General features: G+C 69.9%; 15 protein-coding genes. All 15 read right to left on the reverse strand.

All coding sequences use genetic code 11. The annotated features are described in order from the left end of the window. Positions 1-158: 158 nt before the first annotated feature. Positions 159-1,622, reverse strand: coding sequence for a glutamate synthase subunit beta (locus RF637_RS03820; protein WP_035962101.1), 1,464 nt, complete (start codon positions 1,620-1,622; stop codon positions 159-161). Continuing rightward, positions 1,615-6,330: a glutamate synthase large subunit gene (gltB, locus tag RF637_RS03825; protein ID WP_368844195.1), complete on the reverse strand. Its 4,716-nt coding sequence runs from the start codon at positions 6,328-6,330 to the stop codon at positions 1,615-1,617. The genes RF637_RS03820 and gltB overlap by 8 nt, the downstream gene beginning before the upstream one ends. Positions 6,331-6,657: 327 nt before the next feature. Next, positions 6,658-7,521 (reverse strand): prolipoprotein diacylglyceryl transferase, encoded by an 864-nt coding sequence (lgt, locus tag RF637_RS03830; RefSeq protein WP_312797214.1) that lies wholly within the window; start codon positions 7,519-7,521, stop codon positions 6,658-6,660. Beyond that, the gene (trpA, locus tag RF637_RS03835; protein ID WP_231885607.1) at positions 7,521-8,327 is read right to left on the reverse strand and encodes a tryptophan synthase subunit alpha; all 807 of its coding nucleotides are present in this window, start codon (positions 8,325-8,327) and stop codon (positions 7,521-7,523) included. Before trpA ends, lgt begins: the two co-directional genes overlap by 1 nt. 38 nt (positions 8,328-8,365) lie before the next feature. Beyond that, positions 8,366-10,531 (reverse strand): bifunctional phosphoribosylanthranilate isomerase/tryptophan synthase subunit beta, encoded by a 2,166-nt coding sequence (locus RF637_RS03840; protein ID WP_368844196.1) that lies wholly within the window; start codon positions 10,529-10,531, stop codon positions 8,366-8,368. Positions 10,532-10,662: 131 nt separating this feature from the next. Beyond that, positions 10,663-10,908, reverse strand: coding sequence for an HGxxPAAW family protein (locus RF637_RS03845; RefSeq protein WP_098054460.1), 246 nt, complete (start codon positions 10,906-10,908; stop codon positions 10,663-10,665). 132 nt (positions 10,909-11,040) lie between these two features. Further along, positions 11,041-11,682, reverse strand: a complete 642-nt coding sequence (locus RF637_RS03850; RefSeq protein ID WP_144996575.1) for a Trp biosynthesis-associated membrane protein — start codon at positions 11,680-11,682, stop codon at positions 11,041-11,043. A 2-nt stretch (positions 11,683-11,684) separates the two neighbouring features. Next, entirely contained in the window at positions 11,685-13,274 is a 1,590-nt protein-coding gene (locus RF637_RS03855; protein WP_064846824.1) for an anthranilate synthase component I, read from the reverse strand. Then, positions 13,275-13,679: a phosphoribosyl-AMP cyclohydrolase gene (gene hisI / locus RF637_RS03860; RefSeq protein ID WP_231885604.1), complete on the reverse strand. Its 405-nt coding sequence runs from the start codon at positions 13,677-13,679 to the stop codon at positions 13,275-13,277. After that, complete coding sequence (gene hisF / locus RF637_RS03865) at positions 13,679-14,443, reverse strand: imidazole glycerol phosphate synthase subunit HisF (RefSeq protein WP_368844197.1); 765 nt, start codon at positions 14,441-14,443, stop codon at positions 13,679-13,681. The genes hisI and hisF overlap by 1 nt, the downstream gene beginning before the upstream one ends. 48 nt (positions 14,444-14,491) lie before the next feature. Then, the gene (hisG, locus tag RF637_RS03870) at positions 14,492-15,337 is read right to left on the reverse strand and encodes an ATP phosphoribosyltransferase (RefSeq protein ID WP_239318592.1); all 846 of its coding nucleotides are present in this window, start codon (positions 15,335-15,337) and stop codon (positions 14,492-14,494) included. Between the two features lie 69 nt (positions 15,338-15,406). Next, positions 15,407-15,670: a phosphoribosyl-ATP diphosphatase gene (locus tag RF637_RS03875; RefSeq protein ID WP_035962118.1), complete on the reverse strand. Its 264-nt coding sequence runs from the start codon at positions 15,668-15,670 to the stop codon at positions 15,407-15,409. A 114-nt stretch (positions 15,671-15,784) separates the two neighbouring features. After that, complete coding sequence (gene ribH, locus RF637_RS03880) at positions 15,785-16,264, reverse strand: 6,7-dimethyl-8-ribityllumazine synthase (protein WP_064846821.1); 480 nt, start codon at positions 16,262-16,264, stop codon at positions 15,785-15,787. Then, on the reverse strand, positions 16,261-16,962 hold the full coding sequence (locus tag RF637_RS03885) for a GTP cyclohydrolase II (protein WP_085108532.1): 702 nt from the start codon (positions 16,960-16,962) through the stop codon (positions 16,261-16,263). The genes ribH and RF637_RS03885 overlap by 4 nt, the downstream gene beginning before the upstream one ends. Beyond that, the gene (gene ribB, locus RF637_RS03890) at positions 16,959-18,353 is read right to left on the reverse strand and encodes a 3,4-dihydroxy-2-butanone-4-phosphate synthase (protein ID WP_144996570.1); all 1,395 of its coding nucleotides are present in this window, start codon (positions 18,351-18,353) and stop codon (positions 16,959-16,961) included. The genes RF637_RS03885 and ribB overlap by 4 nt, the downstream gene beginning before the upstream one ends. Positions 18,354-18,361: the final 8 nt, after the last annotated feature.

Here is an 18,361-nt window from a genome sequence, read left to right on the forward strand (position 1 = left end):
ATGGTTGGTGCATATGACGAAGCGGCCGGGTTGAGCAGCCTGGTGCTGCCCGACCGCGGCCGCTTCGCCGATGTCCGTTCCTACCTTAGCAACGAGCCCTGGGAATTGATATGGCAGGACTCATGGCGGGTGCCGGGAGGATCACGGATGCGGGCGGGTCACAGGCTCAGGTCGATCGCCCGCTCGGACGGGGTCACGGGTTCTGGCAACCGGGTCTGGCCTGTAAGGTGGCGTTCCACGTGAGCGGCGCACGCCCGGCCCTCCGCGATGGCCCATACCACGAGCGACTGCCCACGACCTGCGTCACCGCACGAGAACACCCCGTCCACGGCGGTCATGTAGGTCTCGTCCCGCGCCACATTGTCCCGGGAGTCCAGCGCTACGGGTAGCTGCTCGGTGAGCTCGCGGGACTCGTTGCCCGTGAATCCCAGGGCGAGCAGGATCAGGTCCGCAGGCAACACCTTCTCGGTGCCGGCCACGGGACCGCGGGAGCCGTCCTCGCGGTACTCGGTCTCCGCGACGCGCAGTCCCGTGACCCGGCCGTCCTGCCCCACGAACTCCACCGTGGAGGCCAGGTACGTGCGTTCGCCACCCTCTTCGTGGGACGTGGAGACCTCGAAGACCCGGGGCATCATGGGCCACGGTTCCTCGTCCGCGCGGTCCACGGGAGGCTTGCGACCGATCGCGAGCGACGTCACGGACGCCGCACCTTGGCGCAGCGCGGTGCCGATGCAGTCGGAACCGGTGTCACCGCCACCCAACACGATCACGTGCTTGCCGCGCGCGTCGATGGGGTCGGGGACGTGGTCCTCGGCCACCAGGTGGTTGGCCCGCACGAGGAAGTCCATGGCGTAGTGGATCCCCGCGAGCTCACGGCCGGGGATCGCGAGCTCACGGGGCCGCGTGGCACCCGTGGCCACGATCACGGCGTCGTAACGCCTGCGCAGCGCGTCCCACGTGATGTCCGTGCCGATCTCCACGCCCGGGCGAAACTTGGTGCCCTCCTGGCGCATGATCTCGAGCCGGCGTTCGAGCACGGACTTCTCGAGCTTGAAGTCGGGGATGCCGTAGCGCAGCAGACCGCCGATCCGGTCGTCCCGTTCGTACACGGCCACCGTGAACCCCGCCTGCGTGAGCTGCTGGGCCGCCGCGAGTCCGGCGGGACCGGAACCGACCACCGCGATCGTCTTGCCCACGAGCCGCTGCGGGACGTAGGGCTTGATGAGGTCGTCGTCGAACGCCTTCTCGCCGATCGCGTACTCGACCTGCTTGATGGTCACGGGCTCCTGATTGATCCCGAGCACGCACGAGGACTCGCACGGCGCGGGGCACACGCGCCCGGTGAACTCCGGGAAGTTGTTGGTCGCGTGCATCCGCTCGGAGGCCTCGTCCCACCGGTCACGCCACACGAGGTCGTTCCACTCGGGGATGAGGTTGCCCAGGGGACACCCCTGGTGACAGAACGGCACACCGCAGTCCATGCAGCGCCCGGCCTGCTCGTGCAGCGTCCCCGCCTCCTGGCGTTGCTGCACCTCCGCCCAGTCCATGAGGCGCACCGGGACGGGGCGCTTGGGACGGTCCTCGCGTGTGCGGACCTTGAGAAAACCACGGGGATCAGCCACGGCCGGTCACCTCCAGAATCTTGTGCCAGGTGCCGTCGCCGTCCGGGTCGTCCCCGGCGGCTTCGGCCTCGTTGCGCAGTGCAAGCACCGCGGAGTAGTCCCGCGGCAGCAGTTTGGTGAAGCGCGACATCGTGCGGTCCGGGTCCGCGAGCAGTTGGCGCGCGAACTCGGACCCGGTCTCCTCACCGTGGCGCTTGATGAGGTCGGCGAGCAACTCACGGTCGTTGGCGTCCGGGTGCTCGAGGTGCAGTTCACCGCTCTCGCGGGCCTGCTTGTTCACGTCCCGCTCGTCCAGGTCCAGCACGTATGCCACACCGCCGGACATCCCGGCCCCGAAGTTGCGGCCCGTCTCACCCAGCACCACGGCTACACCCCCGGTCATGTACTCGCAGCCGTGGTCACCGATGCCCTCGACCACCGCGGTGGCCCCGGAATTGCGCACCAGGAAGCGCTCCCCCACGGTGCCGTTGAAGAACATCTCGCCGCTCGTGGCGCCGTAACCGATCACGTTGCCCGCGATCACGTTCTCGTGGGCCACGAATCCGGCGTCGCGCGGGGGCCGCACGACGATCCGTCCGCCGGAAAGGCCCTTGCCCGTGTAGTCGTTCGCGTCCCCCTCGAGCCGCAGCGTGATACCGCGGGGCACGAAGGCGCCCAGCGACTGGCCGGCCTGACCGGTCAGGGTCACGTCGATCGTGTCATCCGGCAGTTCCCGGGTCCCGAGCGCGCTGGTCACGGTGTATCCGAGCATCGTGCCCACGGCGCGGTCCGTGTTGATCACGCGTTCCTGTACGCGCACGGGTTCACCGCGTTCGATCGCCGGTTGCGCAAGCGGGATGAGCTTCGTGTCGAAGTGTTTCTCGAGTTCGTGGTCCTGGACGCCGGTGTTGCGCAGTCCGTCCGTGACCCCTTCTGCGCGGAACGAATCGAGCACGGGGCTCAGGTCCAGCCCCTTGGCCTTCCAGTGCGCCACGGCCTCCCGCGTGCGCAGTACCTCGGCGTGCCCCACGGCCTCCGCGATGCTGCGGAACCCGAGTTCGGCGAGGATCTCGCGCACCTCTTGAGCAATGAACTCGAAGAAGTTCACCACGTGCTCGGCCTTGCCCGTGAAGCGCTTGCGCAGTTCGGGGTTCTGCGTGGCAACTCCCACGGGGCACGTGTCCAGATGGCATTTGCGCATCATGATGCAGCCCTCCACCACGAGCGGCGCCGTGGCGAAGCCGAATTCCTCGGCGCCCAGCAACGCGGCGACGACGACGTCGCGCCCCGTCTTGAGCTGGCCGTCCGCCTGCACGACCACGCGCTCGCGCAGCCCGTTCAGCCGCAGGGTCTGCTGCGTCTCCGCGAGTCCCAGCTCCCACGGCATGCCCGCGTGCTTGAGCGAGTTCAGGGGCGCCGCGCCCGTGCCGCCGTCGTGACCGGAGACCAGTACGACGTCGGCCTTGGCCTTGGTCACGCCCGCCGCGACCGTGCCAATCCCGCGTTCTGACACGAGCTTGACGTGCACGCGAGCGCGAGGGTTGGCGTGCTTGAGGTCGTAGATCAGCTGCGCGAGGTCCTCGATCGAGTAGATGTCGTGGTGCGGCGGCGGGGAGATCAGCGAAACCCCCGGGGTCGCGTGGCGCGTGCGCGCGATCCATGGGTAGACCTTCTGCGCCATGAGCTGCCCGCCCTCGCCGGGCTTGGCGCCCTGGGCCATCTTGATCTGCAGGTCGTCCGCGGTCGCGAGGTACAGGCTCGTGACCCCGAACCGGCCAGAGGCCACCTGCTTGATCGCCGAACGCCGCTCGGGGTCGATCAGCCGCTCGACGTCCTCACCGCCCTCGCCCGTGTTGGACTTGGCGCCCAGACGGTTCATGGCGATCGCGAGCGTCTCGTGGGCCTCCGCGGAGATCGAGCCGTAGCTCATGGCACCCGTGGAGAACCGCTTGACGATCTCGCTCACGGGCTCCACCTCGTCGATGTTCACGGGCTCGCGCGTGGACGCGAAACTCATGAGTCCGCGCAGGGTCGCGAGCTCCTTGGCCTGGTCGTCCACGCGGGACGTGTAGGACTTGAAGATGTCGTAGCGGCCCGTGCGGGTCGCGTGCTGCAACCGGAAGACCGTGTGCGGGTCGAACAGGTGCCGCGGTCCCTCGCGGCGCCAGTCGTACTCGCCGCCCGTGGCGAGGTCCCGGTGCGGTTCGGTGACGCCGTCCTCCGGATAGGCCAGGCGGTGTCGGGACTGGATCTCCGCGGCGATCACGTCCAGACCCACACCCTCGATCTGGGTCCGTGTGCCCGCGAAGTAGTCGTCCACGAGCTCGCTCGACAGGCCCAGGGCCTCGAACGTCTGCGCACCGCAGTACGACTGCACGGTGGAGATGCCCATCTTGGACATGATCTTCTGCACGCCCTTGCCCAGCGCCTTGATGAGGTTCGCCACGGCCTGTTCTTCCGTGACCCCCCGGATCTCCCCGCGGCGCACGAGTTCCTCGGCGGATTCCATGGCCAGGTAGGGGTTCACGGCCGACGCCCCGTAGCCCAGCAGCAGGGCCACGTGGTGGACCTCCCGCACGTCCCCCGATTCCACGATCAGGGCCACCTTGGTGCGGGTCGCCGAGCGCAACAGGTGGTGGTGCACGGCGGAGGTCAGCAGCAGGGACGGGATGGGAGCCCACACGCCGTTGGAATCCCGGTCGGAGATGATGACGAACTGCACCCCGCGGTTCACGGCCGCGGAGACCTTCTCGCAGATCTCCGCGATCCGGGCCCGCAGCGAGTCCGCACCGTCCACGGGACGGTACAGCCCGCGCACGCGCAGGCTCAGGGGCACGCCGTCGTCGTCCAGGTGCACGAACTGGTCCAGCTGGTCGTTGTCGATCACCGGGAAGTTCAGCTGGATCTGGCGCGTCCGGGTCTGCTGCGTGGAGAGCATGTTGGCCATGGGCCCCACGGCACCGGCCATGGACGTGACGAGTTCCTCGCGGATCGCGTCGAGCGGCGGGTTGGTCACTTGCGCGAAGGACTGCACGAAGTAGTCGAACAACAGCCGCGAGCGGTTGGACAGCACTGCCACGGGCGTGTCCGTGCCCATCGCGTAGATGGGCTCGGCGCCGGCCACGGCCATGGGACCGATGATCAGCTTGAGCTCTTCCTCGGTGTAGCCGAAGGTCTTCTGCCGCAACCGGATGGAGTGCGGCGGGTGGGTCATGTGCTCGCGTTCGGGCAGCTCCGTGATGGGCAGCACCGAGTCCCGCACCCAGTCCTGCCACGGCTTGGTGGCGGCGAGTTCGGCCTTGATCTCGCGGTCCTCCACGATCCGGCCCTCGTCCGTGTCCACGAGGAACATGGTCCCCGGGGACACCCGGCCCTTGCGGACGACGACGCGCTCCCCCACGTCCACGACGCCCACCTCGGACGCGAAGATCACCAGACCGTCGTCGGTCTGCCAGAACCGCCCCGGGCGCAACCCGTTGCGGTCCAGGACCGAGCCCACGCGCACTCCGTCCGTGAAGGACACGCACGCGGGACCGTCCCACGGCTCCATGAGCGTGGCGTGGTACTGGTAGAAGGCCTTGAGCTGCGGATCCATGGTCTCATGGTTCTGCCACGCCTCCGGGATCAGCATGAGCATGGTCTCGGTCACGGGCCGGCCCGCGAGCTGGAGCAGCTCGGCGACCTCGTCGAGCGACTGCGAGTCGGACGCGCCCTCCGAGCAGATGGGGAACAGGTCCTCGGGCTGGCGGCCCAGCACGGCCCCGGACAGCGTGGACTGGCGTGCGCGCATCCAGTTGCGGTTGCCCACTACGGTGTTGATTTCACCGTTGTGTGCGAGCGTTCGCATGGGCTGGGCGAGCGGCCAGGACGGGAACGTATTGGTGGAGAAGCGCGAGTGCACCACCGCGAGCTTGGTCGTGAACCGCGGATCGGACAGGTCCGGGTAGAACGGTTCGAGCTGAGCCGTGGTGAGCATGCCCTTGTACACGAGCGTGCGGGACGAGAAGGACGGGAAGTACACCCCGAACTTGTTCTGCGCGCGCTTGCGCACGCGGAACGCCTTCTGGTCCAGTTCGAGCTGGGCGGCCACGGGATCGTAGGACGTTGCGTCCTGCGCAAACAGGGACGCCGCCCGCTCGTTGTGACTGCTGTCGGAGACGAAGAACTGCACGAACGTTGGCATCACGGCGCGCGCGGACGCGCCCACGGCGTCGTCGACTACGGGGACGTCCCGCCAGCCCAGGACCGTGAGGCGTTCCATGCGGGCGAGTTCCTCGAGCGAGCGCTTGAGCTCCTCGAGGTGCTTACCGCCGGTGGGCATGAACGCCGTGCCCACCACGTAGGCCCCCTGGGGCGGCAGCGGGAAGTCCACCACCTCGCGCAGGAACTCGTCCGGGATCTGGGTCAGCAGACCGGCGCCGTCCCCGGTGCCCTCGTCCCCACCCACCGCACCGCGGTGCTCGAGGTTGCGCAGGGCCGTGAGCGCGGCGTCCACGATGTCGTGGGAGGCCACGCCGTCCAGGGTGGCCACGACGGCCAGACCGCACGCGTCCTTCTCGTCCTCCGAGCGGTACAGGCCCTGATCCTCGGGCACCGCCGAGAAACGCTCGAACGGGGACACCGGTTCGGCGGCGTCGCGTGGTTCGGGTGCGTCCCGGCGAACGGGATCCGTGGTGCTCACGCGATGCTGCTCGCGGGAGTTCGGGGCTGCTATCTGGTCACTGCTCATGGCGGTACTCCTCACCAAGGGCCGGCAGGTCGAATGCGTCGGACGAGGCCCGGGGAGCACTCGGTGGGTGCGCAGCGGGCGACGCGGGATCCAGGTGACGCGCGTGTCCGCCCCGTTGCGGAAGGAAGCGGCCCGTGGGCCGTGGATCGAACCGGCGGGTCCCACGGATGAGCGGGACAGGCACGGTGCTCGGGTAATTTACCACGTAGGCCACGTCACCCGAACATGCGTGACGGATCGCACGGACGACGACGCGGGCCCCGCGCAGTCGTGAAGAGCTCTGCGGGGTCCGCGTGCGGCGTCGTGGTCGGAGACCCGGAGGACGCGTCAGGAACGCACGGCCCGGGCAGGCTCGGCCGCTGCCCCGGCACGAGAGCGGGCACGCCTACCCAGGACCGCGAAGAGGAGGATGCCCGCGATGACGATCAGCAGCGAGGTCCACACGTGCACGCGCACACCGGCGATCATCAGGGCCGGGTCCACGCGCAGGAACAGCTCGATGAGCAGTCGCCCGATCCCGTAGTAGATCATGTACAGCGCGAAGATCCGCCCGTGCGGGTCCCGCATGCGGCGGTCGATTGCGAGCAGCAGCACCACACCCAGCAGGTTCCACAGGCTCTCATACAGGAATGTGGGGTGGAACAGCGTGTCCGCGGGCAGCCCCGCGGGGAAGTTCGGGGACGCCGGGGAGATCTCGAGCCCCCACGGCAGTGTGGTGGGTCTGCCGAACAGTTCCTGGTTGAACCAGTTGCCCCACCGTCCCACGGCCTGGGCAAGCAGGAGTCCGGGGGCCACGCAGTCCGCGAACACGGCGAGCGACAACCCGTTCTTGCGCGAGACGAACCACGCGGCCACGGCGCCGAACAGCACGGCACCCATGATGCCGAGTCCGCCCTCCCAGATCCGGAAGACGGCCAGGGGGTCCGCGCCGGGCCCGAAGTACCCGGCGGGGTCCGTGATCAGCACGTGGTAGGCGCGCGCCCCCACGATCCCGGCGAGCACCGCCCAGAACACGATGTCCCACAGTACGTCCGGGTCCTGACCGCACTGCTTCCAGCGCCGCATGGTGAGCCAGATGGCCAGGGCCATCCCGAGCAGGATGCACAGCGCGTAGAAGTGCACCGTGAGCGGCCCTAGGTGGATGCTGCTGATGCTCGGGGACGGGATGGAGGCGGGCAGCACCGGCGGCATCAGTCGCGTCCCGCGAGGTGCGCGGCGAGCTCACCCACGGCCTGCGGCCCGCCCTCACCGAGCGCGCGCACGAGAGCCGTGCCCACGATCACGCCGTCCGCGTACGCCCCGATCTCCAGCACGTGCTCGCGGCTGGACACCCCCAGGCCCACGCACACCCGCTCCGCACCGGCCCCGCGTGCGCGGGCGACGACGTCCTCGGCGGCCGAGGACACCTGGTCCCGGGTCCCGGTCACGCCCATCACGGACACCGCGTACACGAAGCCGGAGGCCGCGCTCACAGTCATGTCCATGCGCTCACGGGTGGTGGACGGGGCCACCAGGAAGATCCGGTCCAGACCGTGCTCTTCGGAGGCCGCGAACCATTCCGAGGCCTCGTCCGGGATCAGGTCCGGGGTGATGATCCCGGCTCCCCCGGCGTCCTTGAGCCGGCGCGCGAACTCGTCCACGCCCGCCTGCAGCACGGGGTTCCAGTACGTCATCACCACGGGGACCGCGTCCGTCTGCTCGGCGACGGCGCGCACCACGGTGAACGCGTCCTCAACCCGGAAACCGTTGGCGAGCGCCTGGGTGGTCGCCGCCTGGATGACCGGTCCGTCCATCACGGGGTCCGAGTAGGGGATGCCGATCTCGATGATGTCCGCGCCGTTGCGACCCAGGGCCACGGCGGCGGCGGCGGACTCCTCGACGGTGGGGTACCCGGCGGGCAGATAGCCCACGAGGGCCGGGCGGCCCTCGGCCTTGCACTGTTCGATCCGCCGCGACAGCGCGGAGTCCGCGCTGCGCGTGAGGTCACGCGGGACGATGCGTTCGGTCAAGCCCGCAGGGGTGTGCTCGGTGGTGCTCACAGTTGTTCGCCTTTCTGCGCCACGCGTTCCTCGTGGCTGTCCTGCGGGAGGAGGTCGAACCATTCCCCCGCGGTGGCCACGTCCTTGTCGCCGCGCCCGGAGAGCGAGACCACGATGATCTTCTGCGCCGCTTCCTCGGGCCCGAGTTCCGCGACCCAGCGGGCAGCGACCTCGCGGGCGCCGGCGAGCGCGTGGGAGGACTCGATGGCCGGGAGGATGCCCTCGGTGCGGCACAGCAGCCGGAAGGCGTCCATGGCCTGGACGTCCGTGACCGCTTCGTAGTTCACGCGCCCGATCGAGTGCAGGTAGGAGTGTTCCGGCCCCACGGCGGGGTAGTCCAGGCCGGCGGAGATCGAGTGGGACTCCACGGTCTGCCCGTCCGGGTCCTGCATGAGGAACGTCTTGGCGCCGTGCAGCACGCCCGGTCGGCCCAGTGTGATGGTCGCGGCGTGGCGGCCGGTCTGCACGCCGTCACCCCCGGCCTCGTTGCCGTAGAGCTGCACGGACTCATCGTCCAGGAAGCCGTGGAAGATCCCGATCGCGTTGGACCCGCCGCCCACGCACGCGGTCACGGCGTCCGGGAGGCGGCCTGTCTGCTCGAGGATCTGCGCGCGGGCCTCCTCACCGATCTGTTCGTGGAAGTAGCGGACCATAGCCGGGAACGGGTGCGGTCCGGCGGCGGTGCCGAGCAGGTAGTGAGTGGTCTCCACGGACGCGACCCAGTCCCGCAGGGCCTCGTTGATCGCGTCCTTGAGGGTGCGGGAACCGTTCTTCACGGCCACGACCTCCGCGCCCAGCAGCCGCATGCGCGCGACGTTGAGCGCTTGGCGGCGCGTGTCCTCCTCGCCCATGTACACGCAGCACTCCATGCCGAACAGAGCCGCTGCGGTGGCCGTGGCCACACCGTGCTGGCCCGCGCCTGTCTCGGCGATCAGCCGTGTCTTGCCCATGCGCCGGGCCAACAGGGCCTGCCCCAGCACGTTGTTGATTTTGTGGGAACCGGTGTGGTTGAGGTCCTCACGCTTGAGGAACACGCGCACCCCGAGTTCCGCGCCGAAGCGCTCGGCCTCGGTGAGCAGGGAGGGTCGGCCGGAGTACTCGCGGGAGAGCCGCTGGAACTCGTCCTGGAAGGTCTCATCCGTACGAGCCTTGTCGAACGTCTCGGTCAGTTCGTCCAGGGCCGCCACGAGGGACTCGGGCATCCACCGGCCACCGAAGTCCCCGAAGTAAGGGCCCGGGGCGTGCCGGAGAGACTCGGCGTCCCGTGCGGAAGCCTCCCCCGAGACCTGGGCCGCGGCGAGTTCCTCCTGCGCGGCGGTCGGGGTGGCCCCAGCCAAGTACTCGGCCCGGGACATTGCGCCGACCTCCCGGAAGCGACCGATGGTCTGCGCGGGGTCCTCGGCGCGCACGAGCACCTCACCGGTCAGCACCGCGTTGGCGCCGTGGCCCGCGTACAACCGGATCTGCTCCTCCCCCAGGACACCGGACTCCGCCACGATCACGGCCTCGCGTGGCAACCGCTCGGCGAGCTGACCGAACGTGTCCACGTCCACGTCCAGGGTCTTGAGGTTGCGGGTGTTCACCCCGATGATCCGCGCACCCACGGCGACGGCGCGATCGATCTCCTCCTCGGTGTGCGTCTCCACGAGCGCATGCATGCCGAGGTGGTGGGTCAGTTCGAGCAGCTCCCGCAGGGTGGCGTCGTCGAGGGCTGCCACGATGAGCAGCACGATGTCCGCACCGTGCGCGCGGGCCTCCCACACCTGGTACTCCTCGACCACGAAGTCCTTGCGCAACACGGGGATGCCCACGGCGCGGCGCACGGCGTCGAGGTCCGCGAGCGAGCCCCCGAAGCGGCGCTGCTCGGTGAGCACCGAGATCACGGAGGCCCCACCGCGCTCGTACGCGGCGGCCAGCTGCGCCGGGTCCTCGATCGCTGCGAGCGCACCCTTGGACGGGCTCGAGCGCTTGACCTCGGCGATCACCTGCACGGACGCGGGATCCGCACCGCGCAGGGCGGACTCGGCGTCCAGCGCGGGAGTCTGTTCCGCGGCGGCATGGCGCACGTCCTGCAGGGACACCGATGCCTTCCGGGTCTCAAGGTCCTCGCGCACCCCCTCGATGATCCGGTCCAGCACCGTACCGGTGTGCTGCTGCGTCATGCGATTCCTCACTTAGTTCTCGGTGCACGCCGGCGTGCGGTGCACCCGGCGCACGGACGACGATGACCAGTTCCCCGACAGCGCGGAACTGGTCATCGACGGATGAATGCGGTACCGATCCCCTGCGGCGATCAGTGGGACTTGGTCTTGGACCCGCCCTTGCCGTACCCCATGGACTTGAGCACGCCGCCCACGATCACGCCCACGATGATCAGACCGATGCCCACGACCGTCACAGGGACCGAAGCCATCACGAAACCCACGCAGCCCACGATGACACCCACGGTCATCACGCCCACACAGGCCCACGCGGCCACGGTGTTGCCGTGGCCCACCGCGGCGGTGTGGTCCAGGATGATCTGATCGGTGTTCGACATGCGTGTCCACTCTCCCGTGCCGGTTGAGCCGCTCGGCTCTTGGATTGCCGGTCCCGCGTGAGCCGTGGGACCGAGGATTCTCTGACCCCATTGTGCCACTTCCCGGCGCGTGCGCGCCGCAGCCCACGCGGTTCAGTCGGTTTGTGTAGGGTCGTCGCCGCGAGTCAGCGCGTCCCACGTGTCGATGTCGTCCGCGTGCTCCGCGGCCTGGGTCTCCCCGGCCGAGGCCTCGCCACCCCGCGGGTGCATCGCGGCCGTCGTCGCGGCGGTTCCCACGCTGCCGGCGACCGCAGCGCGATCGTAGCGTTGCGCATTGCGCCGTCGCGCGTGCCGGGCGACCACCGCGAGCCACACGCCGCACAGTGCGAGCAGCACCGCGGCGGTCACGGCGGCCCACGGCCACCCGGTAAGGGCGTAGTCCCCGCCGTCGTTGATCACACCCGTCTGCGCGCCAACCGTGGGTTGCGCGGCCGCACGCGAGTCCCCCGTGACGGCCAGCACCGCGAGCACCGCGCCCACGCCCGCTAGCGCGACGACGGCGCCCACGATCATGCGCAGCACCCGGCCTCCCAGCGTGGAGGCCACCGCGGCCACGGCGGCGACAAGACCCAGGGCGGTGACGGCCGGAGCGGCGTCGGCCCCGGGGACGTCCACCGTGACCGACTGCAGGGACGTGGGGACGTCCGCGTGGATCCAGGTGGCGGTGGTCGTGGCGAACAACGCCAGGGCACACAACAGCGTGACCAGGACGGCGGGTGCGGTGCGGCGCAGCAACGTCAGCTCCTCGGGGGACGGGAGGCCCGGGTGTCCGTGCCCGGCTCGCGCAGGGTCTGGGCGATCAGCGCGGCGCGCAACGGCGCGGTGGCCTTGTTGAGGGATTCCTGGGCCTCGGACTCGGGATCCGAATCAGCCACGATACCGCCGCCCGCCTGGACGTACGCCGTACCCTCGAGCAGCAGCGCCGTGCGGATCGCGATCGCCATGTCCATGTTCCCCGCGAAGTCCATGTAGCCCACGACGCCGCCGTAGACGGCCCGGCGCAGCGGTTCGTACTCGTCGAGCAGGCGCAACGCGCGAGGCTTGGGCGCGCCCGAGAGCGTGCCCGCGGGGAACGTGGCGGCGAGGACGTCGTAGGCGGTGACGTCCTCGCGCATGCGCGCGACCACCGTGGAGCACAGGTGCATGATGTGGCTGAAACGCTCGATCTCCATGAACTCGCTCACGTCCACGCTGCCGGGCTCGGCGACCTTGGAGAGATCGTTGCGGGCCAGGTCCACGAGCATGAGGTGCTCCGCGCGTTCCTTCTCGTCCGCGAGCAAGTCCTGGCCCAGGGCCACGTCCTCGTCCACCGTGGCACCTCGCGGGCGGGAGCCCGCGATCGGGTGGGTCATGGCCTGGCGGCCCGTGACCGTCACGAGCGCTTCGGGTGAGGAACCCACGATCGAGTACGGCCGACCTTGGGCGTCCTCGAACGAGTACAGGTACATGTACGGGCTCGGGTTGATCCGGCGCAGCGTGCGGTAGACGTCCAGCGAGCTCGCGTGGCACTCAGCCTCGAAGCGGCGCGAGACCACCACCTGGAAGATGTCGCCGTCCACGATCGCCTGCTTGCCGCGGTCGATCGCGGACATGAACAGCTCCCGGTCCCACGACTGGCGCGCGACGGACTCCACGTCCGTGAGCTCCGGTGCTCCCTGCTCCGCGATGGACACCGTAGTGCGCTCGAGCGGGGTGGCCAGGCGGGTCACCATGGAGCGCAACCGGGACACGGCGTCGTGGTAGGCGGCATCCACGTTCTCGTCCGTGCCGTTGACGTTCACGGCATTGGCCACGAGCAGCACGGAGCCGTCCTTGCTGTCGTGCACGGCCATGTCCGCGACCAGGTTCATGGCCAGCTCGGGCATGTGCAGGTCATCCTCGGGCGGGTTGGGCAGGGTCTCCCAGCGGCGCACGGCCTCCCAGCCCACGAAACCCACCATCCCGCTCGTGAGCGGTGGGACGCCCTCGAAGGGTGCGGTGTGCAGCAACTGCATGGTCGCGCGCAGGGCGTCGAGGGGATCACCGTCCACCGGTGCCCCGGCCGGTGCGTCACCGATCCAGTGCGCCTGCCCGTCCCGGGAGGTCAGCGTGGCCACGGAACCGGCCCCCACGAACGAGTAGCGGGACCACACCCCGCCCTCCGCGGCGGACTCGAGCAGGAACGTGCCCGGGCGGGGTTCGCCCTCGCGGGTCACGAGCGCGCGGTACAGACCCACGGGGGTCAGTGAGTCCGCGAGCACCGTGGTGCGCACCGGGATCACGCGGCGGGTCGCGGCATACTGCCGGAACTCCTCAAGGGTGGGGGTGATACTGCCGAGTTCGTGCATTTAAACCGCCTGTTCCGCGTGGAGGTCTCGATCGTCGAAACACGTGCGCGAGCCCGTGTGGCATGCCGCGCCGTGCTGGTCCACCTGCACGAGCAGGGCGTCCCCGTCACAGTCCAGGCTCACGGAGTGCACGCTCTGGTAGTGCCCGGAGGTGTCCCCCTTGCGCCAGTACTCCTGGCGGGACCGCGACCAGAAGGTCACGCGACCCTCGGTCAGGGTGCGGTGCAGGGCCTCGTCGTTCATCCAGCCCAGCATGAGCACCTCCTTGGTGTCGTACTGCTGGATGATCGCCGCCACGAGTCCCGCCTCGTTGTGCGAGAGCTGCTCGGCGATGCGGGGGTCCAGGTTGTGGGTCGTGAACTCGTCCGTGGCGGTACTCATCCGGGTCTCCTGGTTCTGGGACATCAGCGCACCTCGTAACCTGCGGCACGCAGGGCGTTCTTGACGTCCGCGATCGCGTCGTCCGGGCCGAAGTGGAACACCGAGGCCGCCAGCACCGCGTCCGCGCCGGCGGCGACCGCGGGCGGGAAGTGCTCGGGTGCCCCGGCCCCGCCCGACGCGATGAGCGGAACGTTTACCCGATCCCGCACGGCGGAGATCATCTCCAGGTCGAAGCCCTCGCGGGTCCCGTCCGCGTCCATCGAGTTGAGCAGGATCTCCCCGACCCCGCGTTGCTCGGCCTCCCGGGCCCACTCGAGCGCGTCCAGGCCCGTGAGCGTGCGCCCACCGCGCGTGGTGACCTCGAAACCGGACGGGGTGTTGCCCGTGCGTTTCGCGTCCAGGGACAGCACGAGCACCTGGTTGCCGAAGCGGTTCGTGATCTCGTCGATGACCTCCGGGCGCGTGACCGCCGCGGTGTTGATCGAGGCCTTGTCCGCGCCGCAGCGCAGCAACCGGTCCACGTCCTGCGCCGTGCGCACGCCGCCGCCCACGGTCAGGGGGATGAACACCTTCTCTGCGGTGCGGGCCACGACGTCGAACATGGTGTCCCGCTCGCTCGAGGACGCGGTCACGTCCAGGAACGTGAGCTCGTCCGCGCCGGCCAGGTTGTAGCGCGCCGCGAGTTCCACAGGATCCCCCGCGTCCCGCAGGTTCTCGAAATTCACGCCCTTGACCACGCGCCCGGCGTCGACGTCCAGACACGGAATGACTCGTACGGCCACACCCATTACGCCACCGTCCTCACTGCTCTCGACTTCTCTTCGCCCGCGCCCGCGTCAGATCCGCGCGGCCTGGATGGGTGAGACCAGGATGGCCCGGGCCCCCACCTCGTAGAGCGCGTCCATGACCTTGTTGGTGTCGCTCTTGCGCACCATCGCGCGAACGGCCACCGCGCCGTCGTGACCGAGCGGGGAGATCGTGGGGCCCTGCATACCCGGGGTGATCTCGGTGGCGGCGGCCAGCAGGTCCTCGGTGATGTCGTAGTCCATCATCACGTACTGCCGCGCGACCAGCACACCCTGCAGACGACGTCGCAGCACGCGCAGTCCCTCGGGTTCCGGTTCGTCGCCGCGGCGGATGAGCAGCGCCTCGGAGGTCATGATCGGTTCGTCGAAGATCTCGAGACCCGCCGCGCGCAGGGTGTTGCCGGTCTCCACGACGTCCGCGATCGCGTCCGCGACACCCAACCGGATGGAGGATTCTACGGCGCCGTCCAGGCGCACGACCTCGGCATCCACGCCGCGGTCCGCGAGGTAACGCTCCAGCAGCAACTGGTAGCTCGTGGCGATCCGCTTGCCCTCGAGTTCCTGCACGGACTCGAACTGGCCGCGCGGGCCGGCCAACCGGAAGGTGGAACGGGCGAAGTCCAGGCCCAGCTCTTCCTCGGCCTCCGCGCCGGAATCGAGCAGCAGGTCCCGTCCGGTGATCCCCAGGTCCAGGGTGCCGCCACCCACGTAGATCGCGATGTCCCGCGGGCGCAGGTAGAAGAACTCCACGTGGTTGTCGTTGTCCACCAGCACGAGTTCCCGGGTGCTGCGCCGCTGCCGGTAACCGGCCTCGATGAGCATGGTGATGGCGGCTTCAGACAGCGCGCCCTTATTGGGCACGGCTACTCGCAGCATGGGATTCCTTTCCGCGGGGCGCAGATGACGGGGATCGGGGCGGTGCCCGGAGCGGGTGACGCGCGGGGCTCAGAGGTACTTGTAGACGTCCTCGAGGCTCATACCCTTGGCGATCATCATGACCTGCACGTGGTAGAGCAACTGGGAGATCTCCTCCGCGGCCTCGGCGTCGGACTCGTACTCGCACGCCATCCAGACCTCGGCGGCCTCCTCGACGACCTTCTTCCCGATGCCGTGGATCCCGGAGTCCAGTTCCGTGACGGTCCTGGATCCCTCGGGGCGTTGCTCGGCCTTGGTGCGCAGTTCGGTGAAGAGGTCTTCGAAGGTTTTCACCCCTTCAGGGTAATGGGTGCGCGTGCCCGTCCCGAACGCGTGGCACATGCACGCCGCTCGCGGCCGGCCTCCGCGGATCGAGCGTGGCGGACCGGCCGCGAGCGTCTGCTCCGTTCAGACCCCGTGCTCGCGCAGGGTCAGGGCGGTGCTCAGGGCGGCGTGGGCGGCCTCGTAGCCCTTGTCCTCGTGCGAGCCCTCGAGGCCGGCGCGGTCCAGGCCCTGTTCCTCCGTGTCACACGTGAGTACGCCGAAGCCCACCGGGGTCCCGGTGGCCACGGACACGTCCGTGAGTCCGGAGGTCGCGGCGTGGCACACGTAGTCGAAGTGCGGGGTGCCGCCGCGGATGACGACGCCGAGCGCGACCACCGCGTCCGCCGTCTCCGCCAGGCGGCGGGCGGCCACGGGCAGCTCGAAGCTCCCGGGTACGCGCACCCGCACGACCGTGCCGGTGTTCGCTTCCGTGAGGGCGCGCAGGGCGCCGTCGAGCAGCCCGTCCATGATCGTCGTGTGCCAGCTCGCGGCGACCACGGCCACGGTCAGGTCCGAGGCATCGAGGTCCGAGGCGAGGGTGGTCGGGGCGCCGTGTCCGCTCATGATGTTTCTCCTGGGTTGAGGTGGGTCAGGTGGTGGTGCATGCGGTCGCGCTTGGTGCGCAGGTAGTCCAGGTTCTCGGTGCGCGCGTGGACCTCGTGGGGGATCACGTCCGCCACGGTGATCCCCAGCGCCTCGAGCTTGGCGACCTTGTCCGGGTTGTTGGTCAGCAGCCGCACCGTGGTCAGGCCCATGGCCGCGAGGATCCGGGCGGCGGCGGTGTAGTCCCGGGCCTCCGCGGGCAGCCCGAGCATGGTGTTGGCGTCCACGGTGTCCGCTCCGCCGTCCTGGAGCTTGTAGGCGCGCAGCTTGTTGATCAGCCCGATCCCGCGGCCCTCGTGGTTGCGCAGGTACAGCACCGTGCCCCCGTGGCGGGAGATCCGTTCCAGCGCAAGGTGCAGTTGCGGTCCGCAGTCACAGCGCCACGAGCCGAAGACGTCCCCGGTGAGGCACTCGGAATGCAGCCGCAGCAACGGTGGCAGAGCGGCTTCGTCGGCGGGCGGGGGTGCCGTGAGGGAGACGTGCTCGGCGGCGGGGATCCCCGACGGCTCCGGAACGCGCCAACCGGTCACCGAGAACGTGCCGTACTCGGAGGGCACGGTCACGGGGTCGCTGTGGTGCAGGGGCTCCGCTCCCGGCGCCGCGTGATTGTCGGCCGGTGACGCGTGTTCGGGGATCTCACCGTGGTCGAAAACGCTCATGCGATGCGGTCTCCCTCCCCCGTGGTGTCCACCGACGGCGCGGTGGCGCCCCCGGCGACGTCGACGGCGCTCGGTCGAGTTGTGCCCTTCGCGTCCTGAGCCGCGGCGCCGGCGTCGTTCGCGGCCGCCCGCGGGACGGCGTCCTCAGCGGCATCCGTCGCGTCCAGGTGGGCGATCAGATCGGCGATGCTGATCATTACGAGCCCGTGCTCGTCCGCGAACCGCCGCAGGGCGGGGGCGCGCAGGGGCTGCCCGGCGTCGTCGACGATCTCCGCGATCGCACCCACGGGCTCGCACCCCGCGAGCCGCGCGAGCTCCACGGCGGCCTCGGTGTGCCCCGCGCGTTCGCGCACCCCGCCAGGGACCGCGCGCAGCGGCAGGATGTGGCCGGGCCGCGTGAGCTCGGCCGCGGTGGTGCCGGGCAGCGCGAGCAGTCGCGTGGTCAGCGCCCGGTCCCGCGCGCTGATCCCGGTGGTGATCCCGGTGCGGGCGTCGCACGTCACGGTGTACGCCGTGGCCTTGGCGTCCTCGTTGTGCTCGGTCATGGGCGGCAGGGCAAGCCGGTCCGCGCGCTCGTCGGTCATGGGCACGCACACCACCCCGGAGCTGTGCCGGATCGTGAAGCCCATGAGGGGCTGGGTCGCGTGCTGGGCCGCGAACACCAGGTCGCCCTCGTTCTCCCGGTCCTCGTCGTCCACGACAACGACCGCGGCGCCCGAGGCCATCGCGGCCACGGCGTCCGCGACCGGATCGAGGGCGACGCCGCGCGGTGTCGCGGGTGCCGCGTACGAGGCCAGGCGCTCGGCGTACTTGGCGAGCACGTCCACCTCGAGGTTGACGGTGGAACCCGGCGTGCGAGCGCCGAGCGTGGTCGCGCGCAGGGTCTCCGGGATCAGCCCCACCTCGAACCACGCCTCGGGCTCGTCCGTGGAGTTCACCGCAGTGACCGTGAGGGACACGCCGTCCACGGCGATCGAACCCTTGACCGCGATGTAGCGCGCAAGTGCCACGGGGACTCTGATCCGCACGGTCTCCCATCCGGTGTGGGACGTGCGCTGCACCACGGTGCCCACGCCGTCCACGTGCCCCTGGACCACGTGCCCGTCCAGGCGCTGCCCGGCTGCGGTGCAGCGTTCCACGTTCACCAGGTCACCGTGTCCGAGCGCCCCCAGGGTGGTCAGGCGCAGTGTCTCGCCCATGACGTCCGCGGTGAAGTCCCCCGCCGCGCCCGAGGGGACCGCGGTCAGGCACACCCCGTTGACCGCGAGTGAGCCGCCGTGGGGCAGGTCCGCGACGAGTGGCCCCGCGGACACGTGCAGCCGGGCGGCGTCCTGCGCCAACCGTTCCACACGTTCCACGGTGGCCTGGGCTTCGACAATTCCGGTGAACACTGATTCTC

The organism is Kocuria sp. CPCC 204721, from assembly GCF_040980945.1.
In the GTDB taxonomy this organism is placed as follows: domain Bacteria; phylum Actinomycetota; class Actinomycetes; order Actinomycetales; family Micrococcaceae; genus Kocuria; species Kocuria marina.